Annotated in this window: 18 protein-coding genes; 4 read left to right on the forward strand and 14 right to left on the reverse strand. The window is 44.9% G+C overall.

The features are described 5' to 3' along the window. Nucleotides 1-92: 92 nt before the first annotated feature. The 3 genes from NTW12_07845 to NTW12_07855 all read left to right on the forward strand — a co-directional run bounded on the left by NTW12_07845 (nucleotide 93) and on the right by NTW12_07855 (nucleotide 2625). Nucleotides 93-323 (forward strand): hypothetical protein, encoded by a 231-nt coding sequence (locus tag NTW12_07845; protein ID MCX5846254.1) that lies wholly within the window; start codon nucleotides 93-95, stop codon nucleotides 321-323. Nucleotides 324-401: 78 nt separating this feature from the next. Further along, a complete protein-coding gene (locus NTW12_07850; protein ID MCX5846255.1) occupies nucleotides 402-650 on the forward strand; it encodes a LysM peptidoglycan-binding domain-containing protein in 249 nt (82 codons plus the stop codon). An 85-nt stretch (nucleotides 651-735) separates the two neighbouring features. Further along, nucleotides 736-2625: a histone-lysine N-methyltransferase gene (locus tag NTW12_07855; GenBank protein ID MCX5846256.1), complete on the forward strand. Its 1890-nt coding sequence runs from the start codon at nucleotides 736-738 to the stop codon at nucleotides 2623-2625. On the opposite strand, the gene NTW12_07860 is transcribed toward NTW12_07855, so the two are convergent. From NTW12_07860 to NTW12_07920, 13 genes are all read right to left on the reverse strand, one after another. Beyond that, nucleotides 2622-4595: an ATP-dependent helicase gene (locus NTW12_07860; GenBank protein ID MCX5846257.1), complete on the reverse strand. Its 1974-nt coding sequence runs from the start codon at nucleotides 4593-4595 to the stop codon at nucleotides 2622-2624. The two genes, NTW12_07855 and NTW12_07860, sit on opposite strands and share 4 nt — an antisense overlap. A 9-nt stretch (nucleotides 4596-4604) precedes the next feature. After that, entirely contained in the window at nucleotides 4605-5636 is a 1032-nt protein-coding gene (locus NTW12_07865) for a DUF362 domain-containing protein (GenBank protein ID MCX5846258.1), read from the reverse strand. 104 nt (nucleotides 5637-5740) lie between these two features. Then, nucleotides 5741-6778: a mechanosensitive ion channel family protein gene (locus NTW12_07870; protein MCX5846259.1), complete on the reverse strand. Its 1038-nt coding sequence runs from the start codon at nucleotides 6776-6778 to the stop codon at nucleotides 5741-5743. A 253-nt stretch (nucleotides 6779-7031) separates the two neighbouring features. After that, nucleotides 7032-7355 (reverse strand): hypothetical protein, encoded by a 324-nt coding sequence (locus NTW12_07875; protein MCX5846260.1) that lies wholly within the window; start codon nucleotides 7353-7355, stop codon nucleotides 7032-7034. Between the two features lie 139 nt (nucleotides 7356-7494). Next, the gene (locus NTW12_07880) at nucleotides 7495-8346 is read right to left on the reverse strand and encodes a DUF2971 domain-containing protein (GenBank protein MCX5846261.1); all 852 of its coding nucleotides are present in this window, start codon (nucleotides 8344-8346) and stop codon (nucleotides 7495-7497) included. Nucleotides 8347-8442: 96 nt separating this feature from the next. Beyond that, entirely contained in the window at nucleotides 8443-8937 is a 495-nt protein-coding gene (locus tag NTW12_07885; protein MCX5846262.1) for a hypothetical protein, read from the reverse strand. Nucleotides 8938-9692: 755 nt separating this feature from the next. Further along, nucleotides 9693-10238: a hypothetical protein gene (locus tag NTW12_07890; protein ID MCX5846263.1), complete on the reverse strand. Its 546-nt coding sequence runs from the start codon at nucleotides 10236-10238 to the stop codon at nucleotides 9693-9695. A 119-nt stretch (nucleotides 10239-10357) separates the two neighbouring features. After that, the gene (locus tag NTW12_07895) at nucleotides 10358-11662 is read right to left on the reverse strand and encodes an SUMF1/EgtB/PvdO family nonheme iron enzyme (GenBank protein MCX5846264.1); all 1305 of its coding nucleotides are present in this window, start codon (nucleotides 11660-11662) and stop codon (nucleotides 10358-10360) included. Further along, complete coding sequence (locus NTW12_07900; protein MCX5846265.1) at nucleotides 11662-12501, reverse strand: J domain-containing protein; 840 nt, start codon at nucleotides 12499-12501, stop codon at nucleotides 11662-11664. The genes NTW12_07895 and NTW12_07900 overlap by 1 nt, the downstream gene beginning before the upstream one ends. 59 nt (nucleotides 12502-12560) lie before the next feature. Next, nucleotides 12561-13028: a hypothetical protein gene (locus tag NTW12_07905; GenBank protein MCX5846266.1), complete on the reverse strand. Its 468-nt coding sequence runs from the start codon at nucleotides 13026-13028 to the stop codon at nucleotides 12561-12563. 653 nt (nucleotides 13029-13681) lie between these two features. After that, entirely contained in the window at nucleotides 13682-15262 is a 1581-nt protein-coding gene (locus tag NTW12_07910; protein MCX5846267.1) for a hypothetical protein, read from the reverse strand. Between the two features lie 623 nt (nucleotides 15263-15885). Beyond that, nucleotides 15886-16500, reverse strand: a complete 615-nt coding sequence (locus NTW12_07915; GenBank protein MCX5846268.1) for a DUF4276 family protein — start codon at nucleotides 16498-16500, stop codon at nucleotides 15886-15888. Further along, nucleotides 16497-17663, reverse strand: a complete 1167-nt coding sequence (locus NTW12_07920) for an AAA family ATPase (protein ID MCX5846269.1) — start codon at nucleotides 17661-17663, stop codon at nucleotides 16497-16499. The genes NTW12_07915 and NTW12_07920 overlap by 4 nt, the downstream gene beginning before the upstream one ends. A 293-nt stretch (nucleotides 17664-17956) precedes the next feature. On the opposite strand from NTW12_07920, the gene NTW12_07925 reads away from it, so the two are divergent. Further along, entirely contained in the window at nucleotides 17957-19132 is a 1176-nt protein-coding gene (locus NTW12_07925) for an ISNCY family transposase (GenBank protein ID MCX5846270.1), read from the forward strand. A 635-nt stretch (nucleotides 19133-19767) separates the two neighbouring features. On the opposite strand, the gene NTW12_07930 is transcribed toward NTW12_07925, so the two are convergent. Next, complete coding sequence (locus NTW12_07930; GenBank protein MCX5846271.1) at nucleotides 19768-20664, reverse strand: radical SAM protein; 897 nt, start codon at nucleotides 20662-20664, stop codon at nucleotides 19768-19770. Nucleotides 20665-20950 lie beyond the last annotated feature (286 nt).

Here is a 20950-nt window from a genome sequence, read left to right on the forward strand (position 1 = left end):
TCATATTATTACTTTAAAGTCATAGAAAAAGGAATATTTGCGACTTTTATCGAGTGAGGGGTATTTCTAAAATACGTGAGGAGGAAAATTGTATGTCACATTACCGATGGTTTGGCGCCTTCATAAATACATTCATCATTATGGGTCTTATTTTTATTTTTTCAGGATGTGCGAAACAACCGTCAAAAACGGCGGTAGTTGAACAGAAACAGGAAGTCACTGCCGCAGAAGTAAAGCCAGTGATTGAGGTACAAGCCCAGGCTGAAAAAAAACAGGAAGGGCAGCCTTTGGTAATTGTGAAGCAGGAGATAGTTGAGAAATAGGCAGTTGTTGAAAAAAAGGAGGAGGCAGTCGCTAAAAAACCGGCAAAGAAGGATGTAGCCTTACGAACACAGTATATTGTGAAAAAGGGTGATTGTTTATGGTGGACAGCCAAATATAAAGACGTGTACAATGATTCTTTAATGTGGTCCATTATTTACGAGGCCAACAAAGACAAGATCAAGGATCCTAATCTGATCTATCCGGGACAAAAGCTCAATATCCCGAGAAAGGGGTACACGTTGGAAAAGATTAAAATGCTGAGAAAAAAGGCAGGTGCAACTAAGCCCTATTCACCCCCAAAGCAGGCAAATTTACCGGTAGACTGAAACCCGCAGCATATCCCTAAAGAGGGCACAGCTGGTTTCAGGGTGCCCTCTTTTTTTGTTTAAGAATACAATTGGAGTTTATACTATGGCACGATGGAATAAAGAAAGAAGAGTTCTGGAACACGAACATTCCAAATTTTGGCAATTAAATATTCAGGATGTGGAGGAGCCAAATTTACAGAAGAGTGTTTTTCCCTATGATGAGGTAAGCAGGATTGACTTCGACCACAAAATCATCCCAATTAACCCGGCTGAAGATATATTTATCACAGATACAACATTCAGGGATGGGCAACAGGCACGGCCACCGTATACAGTCAAGCAGATTGTTGATCTCTATGCCCTGATGGGCAGGTTAGGCGGTGTAAATGGCGTCATCAGACAGTCAGAATTCTTCCTCTACAGCAAAAAAGACAGGGAAGCGGTGACGAAATGTCTTGAACTAGGCATAAAATACCCCGAAATTACCGGCTGGATACGGGCCCAAAAAGACGATATCAAACTGGTAAAGGAAACAGGATTGAAGGAAACAGGCATATTAACATCTGTTTCTGATTACCATATTTTTCTCAAAATGAATACGACCAGAAAGAAAATATTCAATGAATACATGGATATTGTAAAAGCCATTCTTGATGAAGGCATTATCCCCCGGTGTCACTTCGAAGATATTACACGGGCAGAGATCTATGGATTTTGCATCCCCTTTGCCAGTGAACTCATGAAGCTGCGTGAAGAAAGCGGAATCGATATCAAAATCAGGCTTTGTGATACTATGGGTTACGGCGTGACCTATCCGGGTGCATCACTGCCTCGCAGTGTCGATAAGTTAATCAGGGCTTTTATCGATGAGGGAGGTGTTCCCGGTCATCTTCTTGAATGGCACGGCCATAACGATTTTCACAAGGCGCTGATTAATGCTACGACGGCCTGGCTTTATGGGTGCAGTGGAGCAAACGGAACATTGCTGGGACTGGGAGAGCGGACGGGAAATTCCCCCATAGAGGGTCTTATCATCGAGTATATAGGACTAAAAGGTACGAACAATGGAATCGATACTACTATTATTACCGATATCGCCGATTATTTTGAAAATGAAATAGTTACAAAAATTCCTGCCAATTATCCCTTTGTCGGTTCTGAATTCAATATAACAAGGGCCGGTATTCACGCTGATGGTCTGATAAAAAACGAAGAGATTTATAATATCTTCGATACAACCAAGATATTGAAGAGACCCATCGTGACCATGATTACCGATAAATCAGGAAAAGCCGGTATTGCTCACTGGATTAATACACGTCTGAGTTCAAAAGGTGAAAACATAATTGATAAAAGGCACCCCGGTGTTTCAAAAATCCACAAATGGGTTATGGAACAATACGAATCCGGCAGGGTAACCGGTATATCCCCCGAAGAACTTGAAAGAATGGTTCGCAAATATCTCCCGGAACTCTTCATGTCCGATCTGGATAAAATCAAGTACATGGCGACTCAGGCCGCATTGAATGTCGTCAAGCAGGTGATCGACCACCCCGTGATGAAGACAATGAAACCGGAACTTCAGGAACCGATTATGCAGCAGACCATTGAAGAAAATCCTTCTATCCAGTTTGCCTATGTTGTTGATATGAATGGTAAAAAGACAACAAAGAACATAACCAATATTGCGGACAGGGCAAAATACGAAAACTACGGTGTGGGAACGGATCAGTCAGATAGAGAGTGGTTTATCAAACCGCTGCAGACAGGAAAGATGCATGTGACCAATTTTTATATATCAAAGATGACGGGGGCGCTTTGTATTACTGTGTCTACTCCTATTGTTGATGATAATGACGAAATGGTCGGCATCTTCGGTGTGGATATAAAGTTTGAAGACTGGGTAAAAAGGGTCGAAGACATTGCGGAAGCTACTCAAATAGCCCTCAGAGAAGAATATGAGACGAAAGCAAAATCAGACCGCTGGGTTTAATAACTTCTGTCTTCGTCGACAATCCAGTGATCATATGGACAGGATTTCGTATATTGTGATGACGGGGACAGTTCCCTGATAAATCTGGAGGGGATGTGGTTTACATTACCCATCCCCCTTGCATAACTCATTAAAGGGTAGCAGAGATAAAGCTGATCTTTTGCCCTGGTTGTCGCAACATAAAAGAGCCTTCGTTCCTCCTCCTCACCACCCGGGTCTTTCAGGGCGCGCGCCAGCGGCATCATTCCGTCTGCACACCATATCATCAATACGACCGACCATTCGAGCCCTTTGGCCTGATGGATTGTACTGAGGATGACCTTGTCTCCATTTATGTCATCCAGTTCAGTTTCATTTGTTTCGTCCATATTCGTCATCAGTGACAGTTCACTTAAAAAATCATCTAAAGAATAAAAGCGCGTAGAAAAATGTGAAAGTTGATCAAGGTCATCTTCCCTTGATGCAGCGTCGGTATATCGTTCCTGTAAATAATCACGGTAACCGCTCTCCAGAACAATTTCTATAATCCTCGATGGACTTGCGTCAGGCAAAGAATTTATAAGCTTTCCCAGTGTATGCCGGCACTGTATGAGACCCTGCCTGGCCGCTTTCGTTACACTCTTCAGAAAATCATCACTCAGCGCGGCTTCGAGGGGGCTTTTCTGCGAAAGTAGAAACTTCCATAATTTTTCAGCCGTCACTTTTCCGATCTTACTATAAAGTCCGAGTACCCTCTTCCACGCAAGTTCATCAAAAGGATTCAGGGCAATCCTCATATAGGCTGTTACATCCTTAATATGGGCCTGTTCAAAAAAACGGATGCCGGAACGGATTTCAAAAGGGATTCCTCTGCGCACCATTTCCATTTGAAGTTCCATGGAATGATAATGAGCTCGATACAGGACAGCGATTTCATTTACGGGTATACCTTCCCGTATCAACTCAAGCATCCTCTGCGCAACAAAATTGGCCTGCTGTAGAACGTCTCTTGCCGGTATGAGAATTGGCCGTATACCTGTTTTTCTCACCGACCTGAGAGTTTTTTGATACTGTTTATCATTATTGACGATACTCATATTTGCAAGATGTAAGATTTCCGGTGTGCTGCGGTAGTTAGTCTCAAGCTTGAAAACCTTACACTTGGGATATTTCTCCGGAAACATGATTATATTTGCAAAATTGGCGCCTCTGAAAGCATATATACTCTGTGAATCATCTCCGACTGCCATAAGGTTTCCGTGGTTTGAGGCCAAAAGATCCACTATTTTTGCCTGAACACTATTTGTATCCTGATATTCATCAACAAGGATATTGGAAAACTTCTCCGCATATTTCATTAATATATCGGGAAAATCCATAAGAAGGTTTTTACAGTTGATGAGAAGATCATCAAAATCCATTACGTTTAATGTCTTTTTTCGGATCTGGTAATGGGTTGCTACCCGCATTATTCCTTCAAGACAATTATAGAAATATGGGTATTTCCATTTTACACCTTCTTCGAGCGGAGATTCTGTATTAAAAGAATAACTGATGACGTCTCTTAGTACATCCGCTCTTGGAAACTTATCAGTTTTGGTGTTTATCCCTATCTCGGAGATACATGTATTGATCAATTGCTTTGAATCTTCGCTGTCTAAAATGGAAAAGTTCCGTTCATAGCCCAGGTGATGTGAATCTGCTCTGAGAATACGATGAGCAATATGATGAAACGTCCCGCCCCACATATAGTTGATATTTACATCTGTCAGAGCCTTCACTCGGGAAAGCATTGTTCGTGCAGCTTTGTTGGTGAAGGTTGCCAGCAGAATCCTTTCGGGATTAATCCCCGACTCTATTAACCGTGCTACCCGGTAGGTCAGTGTACGCGTCTTACCGCTGCCGGCGCCGGCAATGACAAGAATGGGGCCGCTATCCTCCATCACAACACAAAGTTGTTCATGGTTAAGTTCGTTTTTGTATTCAATCATGGGAATTTTTCACGTGGCGTTAGTATAAAAACCCGTTTCCCTCGCGTATTCAAATTGTCTTTGCCAGGGAATATTTGGATGAGCTTTTTCGAATGGTTCACTGCCGATAAGCTTCAGAGATTCTGCGTCAACCGCTACCGGATTGTATCCGCCAATAAAACCTAAATCATTGAACATTTGAGGATTATCTCCCGGCAAACAATCACACTCTACGGTTATGTTGAGAAGTGCATTTATCACCACTGTTCTGTCTTTAATGCGCTTCCATACTGCCGCTGCCGTCTCGATCAATTTCTCCTGAAAAACAGTATCGTCCGTATTCCACAAAATCCTCAGGGCCATTTCCGGGCAGAGGGCAATACATTGCGCACAGCCAATACATGTTTCAAGGTTATACGTGGGATAACCATCATCGGCAAACTGCGCCGCACCTGTCGGGCAAACCTCAACGCATAAGGCGCAGCGTGTACATTTGTCCTTTTTGATCGATGGGCGTGCGTCCGAATGCATGCGCTGTTTCTGCGCGCGGGACGCAAAACCCATGGAAATATTTTTAATGGCGCCACCGAAAAAGGCTGCCATATGCCCTTTGAAATGAGAAAAAATAACGAATCCATCAGTATTTTCAACAACAGAAGCAACTTGAACTGTTTTGAAATGCTTGAAATCGGCGGGTATATCCATAACGTCTCGACCATCCAAACCGTCGGCGATTACAATCGGGCATTCGAGATATTTTGCTGTATAGCCATGTTCTTCCGCAGTTTTTAATGAATCGCTTCCCGTGCGACGACCTCCCGAATAGAGTGCCGTAGTATCGAATACATACGGTTTTGCACCCTGATTAATGAGCCACTGTGCAATTTCTTTAGCATATACCGGAGATAAAAAGCTGCGATTACCTCTCTCACCCCAGTGAAGTTTTATTCCTACAGAATCCCCTCTTTTGAAAGGATTTTTTAATTCATTTAACAATGAAGATAGATGCGATGGGTATTGACCCTGTGGACCGTCAACTTTTCGAAATAGAACGTCGGCCATAAGACGTCTCCTTATATAGATTTGAAACAATGAGACTTTAATAGACTAAATAACATCTGTCAAGAAAGATGCTTCCATAGAATTTTTGACTTTTTACGAAACCGTCAAACTTTGTCCTTCATGTAAATTGTTCTGACGGGATAGGGAATATCAATCCCCTCTATTCTGTAACGTTTGTGCAGTCTCTTTATGAGTTCATGCCTGATTGCATACTGATCAACAAACTCTTTTACACGCAGAGAGACATTAAAGTTAATGCTTGAATCTCCGAATCTGAAGTAGCGAACCGAGGGTTCAAAGCTCGGGACACCCCCTTCAGCTTCTCTCATGATTTCTCTGGCCACCTCAATCGTTACTCTTTCAACCTTCTCAAGGTCACTATCATAGCTCACGCCCACTTCCACAGACGTCGATATTTCTTCATCCGGCATGTTATAGTTTGTAACAATTGCCGTCGCCAATTTAGAGTTGGGAACAATGATTGTGTTATTTTGCAAAGCGCGAATGGTAGTATATCGCCATGTAATATCAGTAACATAACCCTCTTCGCTACTGCTCAGCTTTAAATAATGCCCCGGCTTTATTTGCCCGGAAGCAATGACATGAATGCCGGCAAATAAATTGGAAAGAGTGTCCTGAAGAGCAAGGGCGACGGCCAAACCCCCGACTCCCAGTGCGGTAAGTATCGGTGTAATAGAAATTCCTAAAGACTGAAGAATGATGAGAATACCGATGATATAAACCAGGACGCTTGTCAGGTTCGTAAACATTGAAGTGGCAAGGAAAGCCCCGCCGGCCTTCCCGCTGTAGAGATTGACAAAACCTACGGCGATCCTGGACAAAATTACTGTAATGGAAAAAATAACAATGACCAAGATAACTTTATGAAGAAGATTTAACATTTGCGGGCTAATCTCCGAAACCTCCAACGCCCAGTAAATACCGGCCGCAAGAAACAGGAGCGTAGTCGTTCCGTGAAGCGCCTTAATAACTATATCATCGCCTTCCCATTTTGTTTTTTGAGTTATTTTTTTAATTTTTCTGAGGATGATTTTTTCAAATATGATCCCAATGAGAAATCCACCAGCAATAAAAACCAGCGGCAGAACTAACTTTTTGATCATTATAATATCAGCGATCATATACTTTCACTCCCCTATGTTATGAAAAACAGCCATGGCGCAAATGGAGCGCAGACCTTCAAGACATAATATCATCCATGCTTCTGTGGATATCCGGATTGAGACTCTACAAAGTGTTCTGATAAAAAGCAACGAGCAAATAACGGCAGGTTATTATCTCTTGACACACAAATAAGACACTGGTTTAGAACATATTATAATTCTTCACTTCACCTGCTTTATCCATACCCTGATTTTATTGAGAGGTTATTGACTATTTATTGAAGTCGTTAATTTGGGGAAATGAGTTTTTGTAGCAGATTTCGTTCGGTAATGCGCAGGAGCGATCAAAGGAAAAATGGAATGCGCCAATTGTGAATGATCCGGGACCGATCACGAAACGGAAGATGCCATAGCCGCACGATACAGCAACTGTGACACCAGCAATGCCGCTACAAAAACCCGCGATCTTTGTTCGCAATGAAATGGGTGCCCATACAAGAAGAAACGCGATCGGAAGCGCACCAAGCCAAAGTCCTGCGGTTAAAAAGAACTGCGCGAGAGGCACCACCAAGACATACGCGATTATCGTTTTCATCTTGTATCCTTCTTCAGACTCCTCTTTTGGGACGAACGCCGCGCCTGATCAGTGGCCATGGTTTTTAGCCCGTCTGCATCTAGGCGTATGTTATGTTAATGCTTTTAATATATAGCATATATGTCAGTTTGAATATCTTTCATTTCATTAATTCACATAGGTTCTTAAGCTGAGGTCGTCCTTCCTGCCATGATAGGAAATACCTTTTCACAGCACTGTTGCAGTTTTGTGCCAACGCGTCGATATGTTCATATTCTTCTTTAGGAAAATTAATGCCCACAATAACACCTTTTAGAGAGGATTCAATGGGTAATCCTATGGAATCACCGTCATTTGCTATTACAACTAATCTATATTCATGCTCTTCAAGGTAGTCCATTAATTTCAAGAAGAAATATTCATGGAAATACTTATCTATTTGCATCTCCAATGCTTTATCAACACCATGTCCGATTATATTTCTGCAACTAATTTTCCTTGCTTTAACAAAACTTTCCAAATGATACTGATACTCTACTCTTCCAGTAAATTTCTTATTCGGTTCAAATGTGGACTTAAACTGTTCTTCCAGTTGTTTTCTATCGAAAACTAAACAAACACCAGTATGTTTCACCCCATATTGTGACCACATCCTTGACCTTGACCAGCCCACACGGTAATAATCTTGCCTATAATGAGGAATTGCATTTTTTCCGAAATTGATCTCTTCATTATTCCATCCGCAAAAACAAAGTATCATAGAATTATTTTTAATATAATTATCAAAAACATAAAGAGCTTCTCTAAAATTTTTTAAACAAAACATCTGTTCAGCCCCAATAAAACCAAAATTCCACTGTTTAGATTCTCGCGGGTCATCACAAGATAAAAGGGGACTGAAATTAATCCGCTTGTCATATAAAATAGATATTGCTTTGTCCTTGCTGGTATAGTGACATACCAAATTTTTGTCAAACATTGCATAACCTTTTTGATACCAAATATCTTGCAAATATCATAAACCGTTATTACCTACATTAAAACATAACGTGCTGATCAGCAGCAGCTGTAGGCCGACCGCTGGATTTTATTGTTGGGCGTTTATTCCTTATTTCATTCGCTCTCCTAATCTTTCAGAAACCCTATTCAATAACTCGAGTTCAGAGGCAAACTGCAATTTGCCTCGGTTGACAGCATCGCCAAGAAAGAAAAGCGGATCAAGTCGGACAGAGATTGAGCCACTGATGAAGAAACTTGCTATGAGAATCGCTGCGGCAATCCACATTTGATTCCAGAGAACAAGGGGTGTAAGAAGCAGGAGTCCAATCCATCGGAAACGGTTTAGATGGCAGGACATATCTTTCGATCCGAAAGGAAATCTCAGAGCAAGGTGGTACTTCCGAAGTATTTCAATTTCGTCAGGTGACCATATTTCTGGATCAGGACTTGGTTTGTTGGAATCAATGAAAAACAGGTATGACTGGAAAGCGATATAGATCGTAAGATAAGTATATCCGCCAGCATGTGGCATGAAGGTGGACCATACAAATATACTGAAGGGGATGAAACCCGTCATCAGATTGCTTATGATGATTGTCCACATTTCTCATTCCTCCCAACAGTTATTTTTATGCTTATTTCATGAAATACCAAACAAATATCTATGTCAAGCGATATGAATTAAATAATTCTCTGAAAATCGTGCTAAATTAATTAATAATTCGGCATATTGATAAACGGACATGCTTTATACGGAATCGGCATAAGTTGCTGACACAATTAGTCGTAGATTGTTGGGCATCCTAAAACTAGGCTGCATGTGCGGGGAATAAGCTGTAAAGGAGTAGCATGTTTCATCTCGCATTCAACGGGCTGCTCTGACAAAACGACCTGCGACTTGTATTTGAAATTGAGAGGAGGTGATAAGTAAAAATGACATGCGCCGGAACTTGACACCACCTCCTACCATGGAAGCTTGTATGCTAACCATATGCCAAGTATTCCACCGATAGTGCTTCCAAGCAATGACGCAACGGAAAATGTATCAGCTCCCAGGAGCGTGGGCACATACCCTCCTGCCATGGAGCCTATAACTATTCCAAACATAATCATTGATTTTCGAGACATAGCATCTACCAAAATGAATCGACAAAACAAATGGTATGACTTTCAGGAAGATGTCAATAAAAAAAGTCCCATTAAATATTTTCAAGATCGGCATCCGCCGGAATCGCTGTCTTCACCTACAAAGCGTGGAGAATAGGAAACGCCTAGGATTGAGGATTCGCGATTGAAAGTGAGGATAACGCGGAGTTCACCGTGGGCCGGGTTTATTGGCGATTGGCTACACCCACTCGTTTAGGAGGCCTTTAAGGTATCGTCTGCTCTCAAGATGCTACTGAGAAGATCCCGGCCTTCCTGAGACAGAGCCCATTGTCGTTGGCCTCTTATTGTTGATTCAGTAACGAGCTTATTTTCCAGAAGCCAAGCAATAGATGCGAGAATTTCCTTTAACGGCAGCTTTGTTTCTTTCGTTAGGCCAGCCGAGTATCGCCATGTATAGTTTGGATTACCTAAAGCTTTCATTACCAATCGGGTAGCTTCATCGTTTACCGAGAACGCATTTATGCTAAACGTCGCTCCTGTTGCCTCATCTGCAGGTTCCGTTTCTTTGGCAATAATTGTCTCCATCTTCTCTTTGAAGTCTTGAAACTGAATCTCCAATCCACCAGGAAATTTAAGTGATTTAAAAAGTGGCGAAAGCCAAGGGATTAGAGCGATGAAAAAGAGAGTTAGAGTTATTGCATCTATGGTAAGGGTAGGCCATATGAGATGTGCAAGCGCGATCAGCAGGGCAGCTATGGTAATTCCATATTTTACTTTGCGGTCGTCCGTTTTATTCATTTGCTGTACCTAACATTTATTTTTATTCTCATTCTATGAAATATTAAAAAAATATCTATGTCAAGCGAAGGGCTCCGCCCTGTACCCGGAAAAAGAAAATGATAAAAGAACCAAATGACCTATTTGCCAGAACGCACCGGGAGAGCCCGGCCGGAGTAGGCGATCGACTGGTGAAGCCAGAACCGAAGGCCAACGCTGAAACCGAAGATGGCGGCGTCGGAATCATCTGTTTCTGATGCCCATACAAACCATTTAGTAATCTCTATCAAATCCGTCACGCAAGCACCATGTGTATTTTCCTTAATTTCATCATATATCCCCACCAGTTCGTCCTGCGTCGGCATCCGCCAGTCTGAATAACCGCCCCCGCGATAGTTCTCGCAATATTTTTTAGCACCGCGCCAATTAATATCCGCCCCGTTGTCCCCTGCCGCCCACATCAGGTTTGTCCGCATATCCAGAACCGTCCCGTTATTGTAGGCAATGAAATCTCCATCCCGAAGGGTTTCCCTAACTTTAGCGATGAACTGGTGCTTTGACTTGGCAATCTGTTTCTTTTTTTTTGTCGACTTGCTCTGCTCCGCTTCCAGGTTCTCTCTCCGATCGGGTTCATACCTATCATGATCCGCTGACCTGAGAAGGCGGAACCCGCTTCTGAACCTGTCGTCCGGGGCGCTGAGGCTGCGAGACGCCGCGCGGCAGTGACTGGCGTAGCTGCCCCAGCAGCCGCCGCGATGGACGCGGTACGCGCCCTTCGGCGGTCCACAAGGATCAGTAACGCTATGCGATGGATAAGCATCGAACCAGTCTTGACACCACTCCATTACATTGCCTTGCATATCATATAAACCCCAGGCGTTGGGCTTCTTCTGTTCTACAGGTTGTGTTTTCGCTCCTGAATTATTTCCATACCAAGCATATTCATCAAGACGGTCGGGATCATTCCCGAAAAAATACACCGTTGTACTTCCCGCCCGGTAAGCATATTCCCACTGAGCTTCTGTGGGCAGGCGGTATTTGTTCGTCCCCTCCATCTTATTGAGCTTCCGAATGAATTTCTGGACATCGTTCCAAGATACCTTCTCCACAGGCAAGTTATCATCTCCTGAATATGACGGATTGTTCCCCATCACCTTCTTCCACTGCCCCTGGGTCACCTCCGTCGTCTGCATGTAGAAAGGTTTGCTGATCGTTACCTGGTGAAGTGTCTCGTTAGATAATCTCTTCGGTTCGTCTTCAGGCGATCCCATCATGAAAGTCCCGGCAGAGATCAGGACAAACTTGGCGTTGAGAATCGGGCAGAGGTATTCCTTTTTACCAAGGGATTCCGCAAGTAAAAGCCCGCGTTCTATCAATGCACGCTCTGGTACAGTCAGCTCATATCTTTCCCGGAGAATCAGTCCTTTTTGTTCCGTTTCAGTCATTAATGAATACCCTTTTTGCTATCGTTCTGCTTCGTTTTTCTTTGTTCATCTTTCTCCACGCGCTTGATCATTTCTCTCAGTCTGGCATCGGCACCCACGATCTGTGCGTCTACTTCGTGCGCCATCTCTGAGAGGAGTTCCCTGCCCGCATCCTGGGCTTCATCTACTCTCAATTTCAAGCTGTAAAGTTCCGTCTCTTTCAAGGTTTCCATTTCCTTGCCAATCGCCTCAATACGAGCACGAACAAGGGCAAGCTGGCGAATGATTCTGATCAACTCTGCACCTGTTCCTTCACCAGACACGGAATCGGGACTGCTCTCCCACTCATTCAGAAGGGATCGTAGACGTTCCTCGTTCCTTTCTGCATATGCCTTGTTGATCTCCTGCATAAATCTATGTCGTCGCTCACGTGCCTGTTCGTCCGGTGCGAGGTCGGGATGTACCTTCTTGGCCAGATCACGGTATAGCTGTTTCAGATCCTCCGATGGTTTAAACGGTTCTGTTTCGTATTCCTCCGTGGCGATTGATTCTGTTGTATTTGCAGATTCCTGAGCCTGAGTGCGGCTACGTTCGGCCTCTTTCCTGACTTCTTCGTTCTCCGGTTCAAGACGGGCAAGAATCTCTGCGATCTGTGCCTCAATATCATCGAGCTTCGCGAGCTTTACACCTACGATGCGAAGGTAGCGGCGGCGCAGGTCTTCCAGCGCCACCTGTAATGTGGTCAGGTCCAATTCCTTGATGGTCAGTTCATCTTCCAGTATTGATAACTCGGCGCGCTTTTTCTCAAGTTCAATTTCTTCGGGGGTCATTTGCTTTACAAGAGATTTAGGTTGTTTCATAATTGATACTTCCTTACAAAAATGGCAGGGAGGCTGGGTTAGTTGGCTGAGTTGGGTTTTTATTGATATTTTGCAAAATCCAATATTTTTTCTATTCGATCCCGAACTCGTTTTTTCATTTCGTGTTCTTTCTCTATTGTTAGTCCACGACAAGAATATTGTCCGAAATACGGGATACCATTTTCATTGCAATCATCTGAATGGCAATAGTATCGGTACCAAGCGGCATAGAAATCAGTTCTTTCTGTGGGCTTCAAGAAAGAATCAAAATCAAAGACAGCTGCCCTGTGTTTATCAAATGCATTTTCTAAAAAAACCGGAAGTTCAATCTCCAAAGCATGCTGAGCTGGATTGACGGCTAAAATTTCGTCTTTGAATGCTTCTCTTAGTTTCATGGCAGCTCCACGTCTTGCAGTTACTTGAGCCAGGGAAAGAGATAATCTGTAACCAATCCAAGCACCAAGAAGGGTACCCACAATAGTGCTACCAACACCAATTATCGCTATTTCAGAGGCACTAAGTATCACTTTTTACTCCAATGCACTTGGTGAGTATTTGGTCGGTCTAATGAATTAATCGGGGCAACTGCCCCTGACACTTGTATCATAACCGCTGCGACTATCATATCATTGATTGCCTTCTGAAATCTTGTATTCTCGTCAAGGTTGACGTTTCACTGACTTCAGGAAGGAGCCTGTACGTTCCAGGGAAGAAAAATAGGCTTTCTTGCATATACGCGCTTTCAAACCGGATTCAATAAGCTGGCCCGATCAGTTACCTCTCGCTTTGTATTTGAACTGAGTGAGGGCGGTTAATGAAAATATGGCATACGCCAGACCTTATATCATCTACTTTATCAATAACTTGTCATGACTGACGGTATCGCAGATTAACGAAGGAAAGGTGCAACTCCTCCCGTTCAGCGGCGCATCTGCTGAAACGGGTGGTTGGGCGTCGCAGGGCGCACGCGCGTACCAGAACTCCACGACGCATAGACTGTTCCGATGCATGACGAATCCGCGCCGTTGATACCAGGTGTCAAGCACAGCTTGCGTGAGCAGTGCGGGTCGGAGATCTCGCTCATCAGGCACTATTTCGTCAGCGGCAAACCACGGCATGCCGCTCATGTCGGGCGATCGCAATGCTATGAGCAATAGATCGAACGTGGCCCCTCCGATTGTTAGTCTTTCACCAGGTTGCAATCCTCGCCTTTGACTAGGCCTGTTTTTGCAGGAAATCTGCCCGGATCAAAGGTGGTGGCACCTATACTTGCGGCATATTGTTTGACCGCTTTCAGTATGGTGGAAAAGTCTTTCTGCGCGTCAGTCTTTTGGTTCTGATTATCAGGTCCTTCGAGAGATGCCAAATAATCATCTCTGGCTTCGAGAAGAACCTTTAATGCATCTTCCGGCCACCTGGCGATAGTGATTTCTGCACTGACAGGTTTACCGGCAATCAATCGCAGAGTGCCGTCGATGTTTCGCTGGTTAATGCCTTTATTGAAATCAAGCATGGCTTTCAGCTTTTTGCACTGAACCGACTCGGTAGCATTGTAGGACCCGATCACGGAGTCTTTGGCTGCTCTTAGTACAGCCGCTCTTTGGGCGGCGTTCAAGCTGTTCCAGGCGGTCTTATCAATGTGCATCCATGATAACAGGAACGGTTGATGCCAAGAGGGATGATGGGCATATCGCGCGCCAGTCTGGCCGATATTTTGCGAGCAGTTCTCTTTGGTACCGGACGGAATAGGGAAAGCAAGCACGGGACCGCAATTCAGATTGCCCGTATCGGGGTTACCACGAGGATTGGCGGGAGTCGCATCCTTTACTGGAAAGAAATCGACAAGGTCATCAAACGGCGTGACATATTCGAAGCCTTGAATAGTTGCTCGTTGCATGGGCAACAGGACAGACTGGCCTCCTACAGGCGGATAGAACTTGAGAGTCTTGGAGGGAATGACACCTCTTTTCACCAATAGGTCACATGCACGGTCCACGATATCCTGCGGCGGAGCCAAATAGCGAATTCTCCAGCCCGACGTGCAAAGACCAGCCAGGCCGATCCCACTGCCCTGGTTTTGACAATCCGTGTCTCCGGCGTTGCAGTCCGGCTTGCCAATGGGTTTTGGGAAATAACCCGAGCCCTGCATGGTGCTTCCCACGACGGGGAAGACGATTTGAGTTCCCCCTCGGTTATCCAGTATCGCTTGTGCCAATTCGATGCCGTTCCCCCCAAATCCATCGAGCTTCGCATCGTAGAGAAATCCAAGCGTCTGCCGGAAATTGATCCCCAAGGGCACCGAATTGAAAATAAAGCCCCAGTTGGGATCTGACACGGCCGGCTGCGGTTGGGCATTTGCGTTTGCAAATTGCACTCCGGCCCTGAGGGCATTCACCGCGCGCCTGGTACTCTGGTTTCGCTGGAAAACGACCTTCTGTCCGACGGGTAATGCATCCGGCCCGTGTTCATCGGTGTAATCGATAACCTTCTCTATGAATATCCGCATGGCACCGTAACCCGGATTACTTGGATCCGTTGAAGTCCCGCTGCCACGCCCTATGGTTGGAGATCCGCTGTAATCGTTGTATTGAATCGTTACATCTGCAACCGCAGACTGACCAAACAATGCGATGCAGATGACAACAGCCAATGCTGACACCGTTGTGCCTATTCTCATTTTGTCCTCCTTCTGCTTAGAAGTAATTAAGTAAAGAATGATCAAGAACAGGAGCGCGTTACAGATGATGGCGATGATCTTCACGTGTGGTCCCTCGCTCCTGACGCCCAACAATGTTTATATGTATCCGTATAAAAACCCAAACACAACACTATTTGCCGTATAAGACGCCAGCGGGAAAGATATCTCATCGCTCATAAATAATTTTATATCGTACTCTTGCGTCGGTATATTGTTTTTATAACGGCGTCTCATATGGATCGGCATAAGACCCTCTGCAACCTCTTAATGAGCAATAAAAAACCCCGCTCTTTTTAAGAAACGGGGTAAGTTTCAGCCAGTCCATATTTCCCTCCTACATTTTACAATGGATGGGACCGATCCAACTGTTTATCAAATATAGGGCACTCGTATCACGATTATCTTTTGAAATCTACGAAAAATAGAAAGAATGCGGCCTATTTCTTTCAGTAAGGCAACAATACCCCCGGACTTCGGAAAAATTAACCTCCAAAAAAATTACTTTTATCGCTTTGTATTTGAAATTGAGAGGGCATGATAAGTAAATATTGAAATTCGCCGGAACTTGATGCCACCTACGAAGTGTGAGGTCAAACTATATGAACGAAATGAAGATTAAAGGGTAGAATCGTTCATGGTCTATGTATCGCATTTATAATATCATTATCTTTCTTTCACATCGAGCCCTATTGATGGTGTTCCAGACGGAGACGCAGTTCATGGAGACGGCGTCGTGCGCGGTCGAGGCTATCGGCTGCCTGCGCTGCTCTTTCGAGCGACCATGACTCCTGAACGAATCCGCATAATGCCTGGTTATAGGCGAGCCCTATCCTTGCAGTAGAGCCCCGCGCAGGAAGAATATCGGCTTTTACGGATCTCCTGCCGTAGCGCCGGACGAGGTTGAGAAGTGCTTCCTTTGGATCGACAAGCGATTCCGGGTGATTGGGTATTCGAATTAGAGGCACGCCGGAAAACTGAGCGAACCCTTCTCGATCGGCCAATAGCCACGCCTCAGTCTCACGCACCGAGACCCGAAAAAGCATCGTCTCCGGCAAAACCATTCTTCCACGCCAATCGTCGATCAAAGCAGTCGGGCATTCGATACGATCGAGGTCCGTGAGAAGCAAGACAGGAATATAGCGGGCTATCTTTTTGAATTGCCGGAGTTCTCTCTTGAGATAGTCGTTGCCCTTCCGGCCCAGATGCACCGCAACGTAAATGCCCCGGTTTTCTTCCTCGATAAGACGATCTGCTACGGCCTCGCTTAAGGCGTCTTCTGTGGCAATGTAAACGCCCGTCATTCCCAAAGCCTCATCTGTCCCAACTGCTCTATCTTTTTAGGGCGTGTCTGCGGTAACACGACCTCTGCAACCGAAAGACCTGCATCAAGGCCCTTTTTTTCTTCATTGTTTGGGGAACGGGCAATCGTACCTTCACGAGTCGCCTCAAGGACTACGACACTGCGGGAGTCGATACCTTTGTTGCTGAGCAGGGCCTCACTGTGGGAACTTATAATAATCTGCCGTCGCTGCTTGCTAGCGCGCTGAATGCGCTCTATCAGGGCTGGAAGCTGCTCCACCACGGCCTGATGCAGAGACATTTCCGGTTCCTCAATGAGAAGCAATGAATTGCCTTCAAGGAGAGACCAGAGGATGCCTAGGAACCGAAGTGTTCCGTCGGAGAACTGATCTTCCCTCTGCCACCCAGCTTTGGGGCGGTGATGCTCATAAAGGGCTTCGAGGTGCGGTTTTCCTGTCACTTCATCTTTCTTGAAATGCAATTCTTTGAACTGAGGAACTGCAGCTGACAGGGCCACATTAATCTTCTTCAGTCTTGCTTCGCGTATCCTCACCTGGCACTTGGCTATCCGCTCCAAGAATCCCTGACCGAAGGGATCGTCCTCAAGAGGGTTCCCACCAATCTTGTCTCCATACTTGAGTAGTTGGGGCACCAGATGAAGGTAGGTAATGCTGCTGAAGTAGTCCACAATCTCTCGGAAATCGGCACTGGCCCTCGTCTGTTCCAGGTAAGTTTCCGTGAGCAACCGATCGTCCTTCTGGTCATCGGGAAGCGGGCGTTTGATGATACACTTTTTGGCACGCCAAACCTCCTCGCAGGAAACAAGCAGGCGCTGAGCACCCTTGCCTTCCGATTTGAAGCCGAGCACATACCGCCAGGAGTTGGATCGATCATCAACTCGCTCACCAAAAAAGACCTCGATTTTCACCTCGGGGTCACGCCGAGCATGAAGACAACGGAGTTTCTTAATCCCACCCCGGTCTTTCACGGCCTTCTGAAGTCCCCCGCCAGCCGGTTTGCACACGTCGCGGAGGAACCGAAACACGTCAAGGAGGTTTGATTTTCCGGAGGCGTTCGGTCCTATAACATAAGATGTCTGGGTAAGATGGATCTCAGCTTCGTGGAAGTTACGCCAATTCTTTAGTTTCAGATTAGTAATATACATAGCGTCATTACCCCGTTAATATAGATTAATCACCTTGAGCAATTTGATCCCCTATCATCGACGATTTGCCAGCTTCGGAGGTCAGTGCCTTTGTACCGTAGAAATGGGCACCGAAGCAAAAGCCCGTTTAACTAGATAAGAACAGATAAGAATTTCCTTTATTGGAAGAAAGTATAGGGAAAACAGCCTTGTATGTCAATGAAATAAAAACAACATTGTAGGAAGCAAATAATATGTCCGGTCTGTAGCACATAAACTGTCCGGTTAATAAGTTACCCGATAGGAGGTAACTGATGAAGCGGACAGAGATGCTACAGGAGATCCGGAGGATGCGATTTGAAGAGGCATATGGAGGATGGCAAAAAGGGAGATTAAGCCAGGAGGAAGCAGCAGAGATATTGGGGGTATGCAGCCGGACATTTCGGCGTCAGATTGGTCGCTATGAAGAAAACGGGCTTTCGGGTCTGGACGATAAACGGCTTAATCAGGCCTCACATCGACGTGCGCCGGTAGATGAGGTCATGGCGTTAGGTGAGCGATACAAGAGCAGTTATAGAGGCTGGAATGTGAAGCATTTTTACTCCTGGTATTCAAGAGAAGGGGGAGTGCGGAGTTACACTTGGGTCAAGAATACGCTTCAGCGCCAGGGATTGGTTTTGAAGTTAAAAAAGAAAGGTTCTCATCGCAAGAGAAGAGATCGTAACCCCTTGCCAGGGATGATGTTGCATCAAGACGGGAGTGACCATGAATGGGTTTTGGGCAAGAAGTGGGATTTGATCGTGACGATGGATGATGCAACAAATGAACATTACAGTATGTTTTTTGTTCATGAAGAGGGAACGGCCAGCAGCTTTCAGGGCGTACAGGATGTGATTCTTAAAAAGGGGTTATTCAGTTCACTTTATACGGATAGAGGCAGTCACTACTGGTTTACGCCGAAAGAAGGAGGCAAGGTCAGCAAAACCCAACTCACCCAGTTCGGTCGGGCCATGCAACAGTTAGGCATTGAGATGATCCCCGCATATTCTCCAGAAGCAAGAGGCCGGAGCGAAAGAATGTTCCGCACACATCAAGGCAGACTTCCCAAAGAGCTTGCCGCCCATAACATCACAACCATAGACGCTGCCAACCATTACCTGAGAAAGGTATATCAACCTGCATTTAACAAAGAGTTCAAACAAAAACCATTGGAGGAAGGTTCGGCTTTTGTTCCTTGGGTGGGAACTCATATCGAGGATACGCTTTGTGAGCATCATGAACGGACTGTTAGTCCCGATAATTGTGTCAGCTTTGACGGGATAATTTTACAGATTCCGCCTGATAGGTATCGTTGTCATTACGTCAGGGTTAGAGTTAAAGTCCATCGCTACACAGACGGTTCCCTGGCCATTTTTCATGGTCCACGGAAACTGGCTGATTATGATGAAAATGGAAAGCTGAAAACAAAGAAAAAAGAAAAGGCAGCGTAAGTCCGCCGCTCGCCAAAATCGAAGGAAAGGGGCTCCAGGCTACGCCTTCCGCCCCTTTCCTTGAACATTGTAAAAGTGGACATATCATGTGCTACAAAATAGGACATTTCTATTTGTTGACAACATGAAATAAAAACACATATGGCATTAAGTTTTGATGATTTTGTAAAAGGGGGAACCTATGCATCTGTTTTTTTGAGACAGCAGATTTCATTTTTATTTTTGGCTAGTCGCAAGGGACCTTTCAGACATAATTCGAATGGACATGTCCCGCACGCCCCATTAGGTTTCATAACTGGATATAGTCGTTTCAGGTGTGATCGGGATCGGCAATGATGTATTCATTACTTATTAGAAGTCTCGCATGTTAATCGAATTTTGAAAATGGAGGACTTCAGGAAGTAGGAATCTTTTCGCTTAAGGGATAATCGAACAGCTGATACCTTGCATATTTCAGGTGGCATTCAGTAAATCCGCCGATTGAAAGATTGTCACGATTTGTATTTGAAAGTCCCGAGTTTTTATCTTTCTGGCGCCTAAAACAGGGACAAGGTAACCCATAGCAAGTTCATGGGACCTGTTTTCCCAAATCTCCTAATATTTTTCCGCGATAACTTTTTTACAAAGGTAGATCGTCACAATGCACGCATCCATTCGGGCTTGAGGCCAATTTCTCCCCGCAAAGCCGCATCTATCAAATCCAAAGCTCTTTGCTTGCCACTCGGTAGCTTTGCCTTAACTGGCAGGTAATTGGAGGCATGGTTCGAGAAAAAATATCCTCTGGTCAAATCCGTACAGGAGATCATTTCCCTCAATTCCCTGAGCAATCCCGCTTCATCGGGTAGTTCGAACATCCCGTTTTCACAATCACGGTAAAGGGGTGTCCCTGGAATGAGCATCACCGTCAAAGCCCCGACAAAATCGGGGTCCATGGCGCTTAACAACTCGCCCGTCGCGCGGGCATGACGAAGTGATTTCTCACGACCACCAATACCTAAAAGAACCGTGGCCGACAACTGGATGCCAGCCTCCTTAACCCTGCGTCCCATTTCGATGCATGTCGCAGCAGCAGAACCTTTATGGATCGCATTTCTGATTTCATCATCGCCAGTCTCGACGCCTAAATACAGAATGCCGAGGTTATTTTGGCGCAAGAGCTTCAGTTCTTCCAGGGATTTCAATTTGATGCTTTTGACGTTTGCATAGGCCCCAACCCGTTTGACCCGTGGTAGGTGCTCTTTGATGTGTTCCAGTATCCAGACCAACCTCTGTTGGGGAATAATCAGGGCATCGCCATCCATCAAAAACAGGCGATCCTCGTGCTGCATATGTCGAGCTGCAAAAAGGATGTCGCTGAGAATAATCCTGTCATCCTTGATCTTGAAGCGCTTGTCCGGATAAGAACCGCAAAATGTGCATTTGTTATGTGAGCAGCCCAATGTGACCTGCAAAAGGATGCTGTCGGCCTCACTGGGCGGTCTGATGCAATACCCTTCATAATGCATCCCTTCATCTTCGAGAATAATATTCATTGCTTATCTCATTTCTATTTCCATTTGTATTGAGCAGGATTGAAACAATTAAAAATTTTGCGCAGTTTTATGTATGCCTGTGGATCGATCAATTTCAGGATTTTGGGAAGGCCCTTTGGTGAGATCTTAATATTATTAACAGTAACTTGTCCGTGCTCTTTCTTCGATACGCTCAATCGATAAAAATCAAGGTGAATTTCTTGATTACCGATCGATTCGGGATGCTCAAATGTTTAAATGTTTTATTCGAGAAATGATAAGGATTATTTTTTATCTTTCCTAATGA

It is taken from the genome of Deltaproteobacteria bacterium (genome assembly GCA_026388545.1).
Lineage (GTDB): Bacteria > Desulfobacterota > Syntrophia > Syntrophales > UBA2185 > JAPLJS01.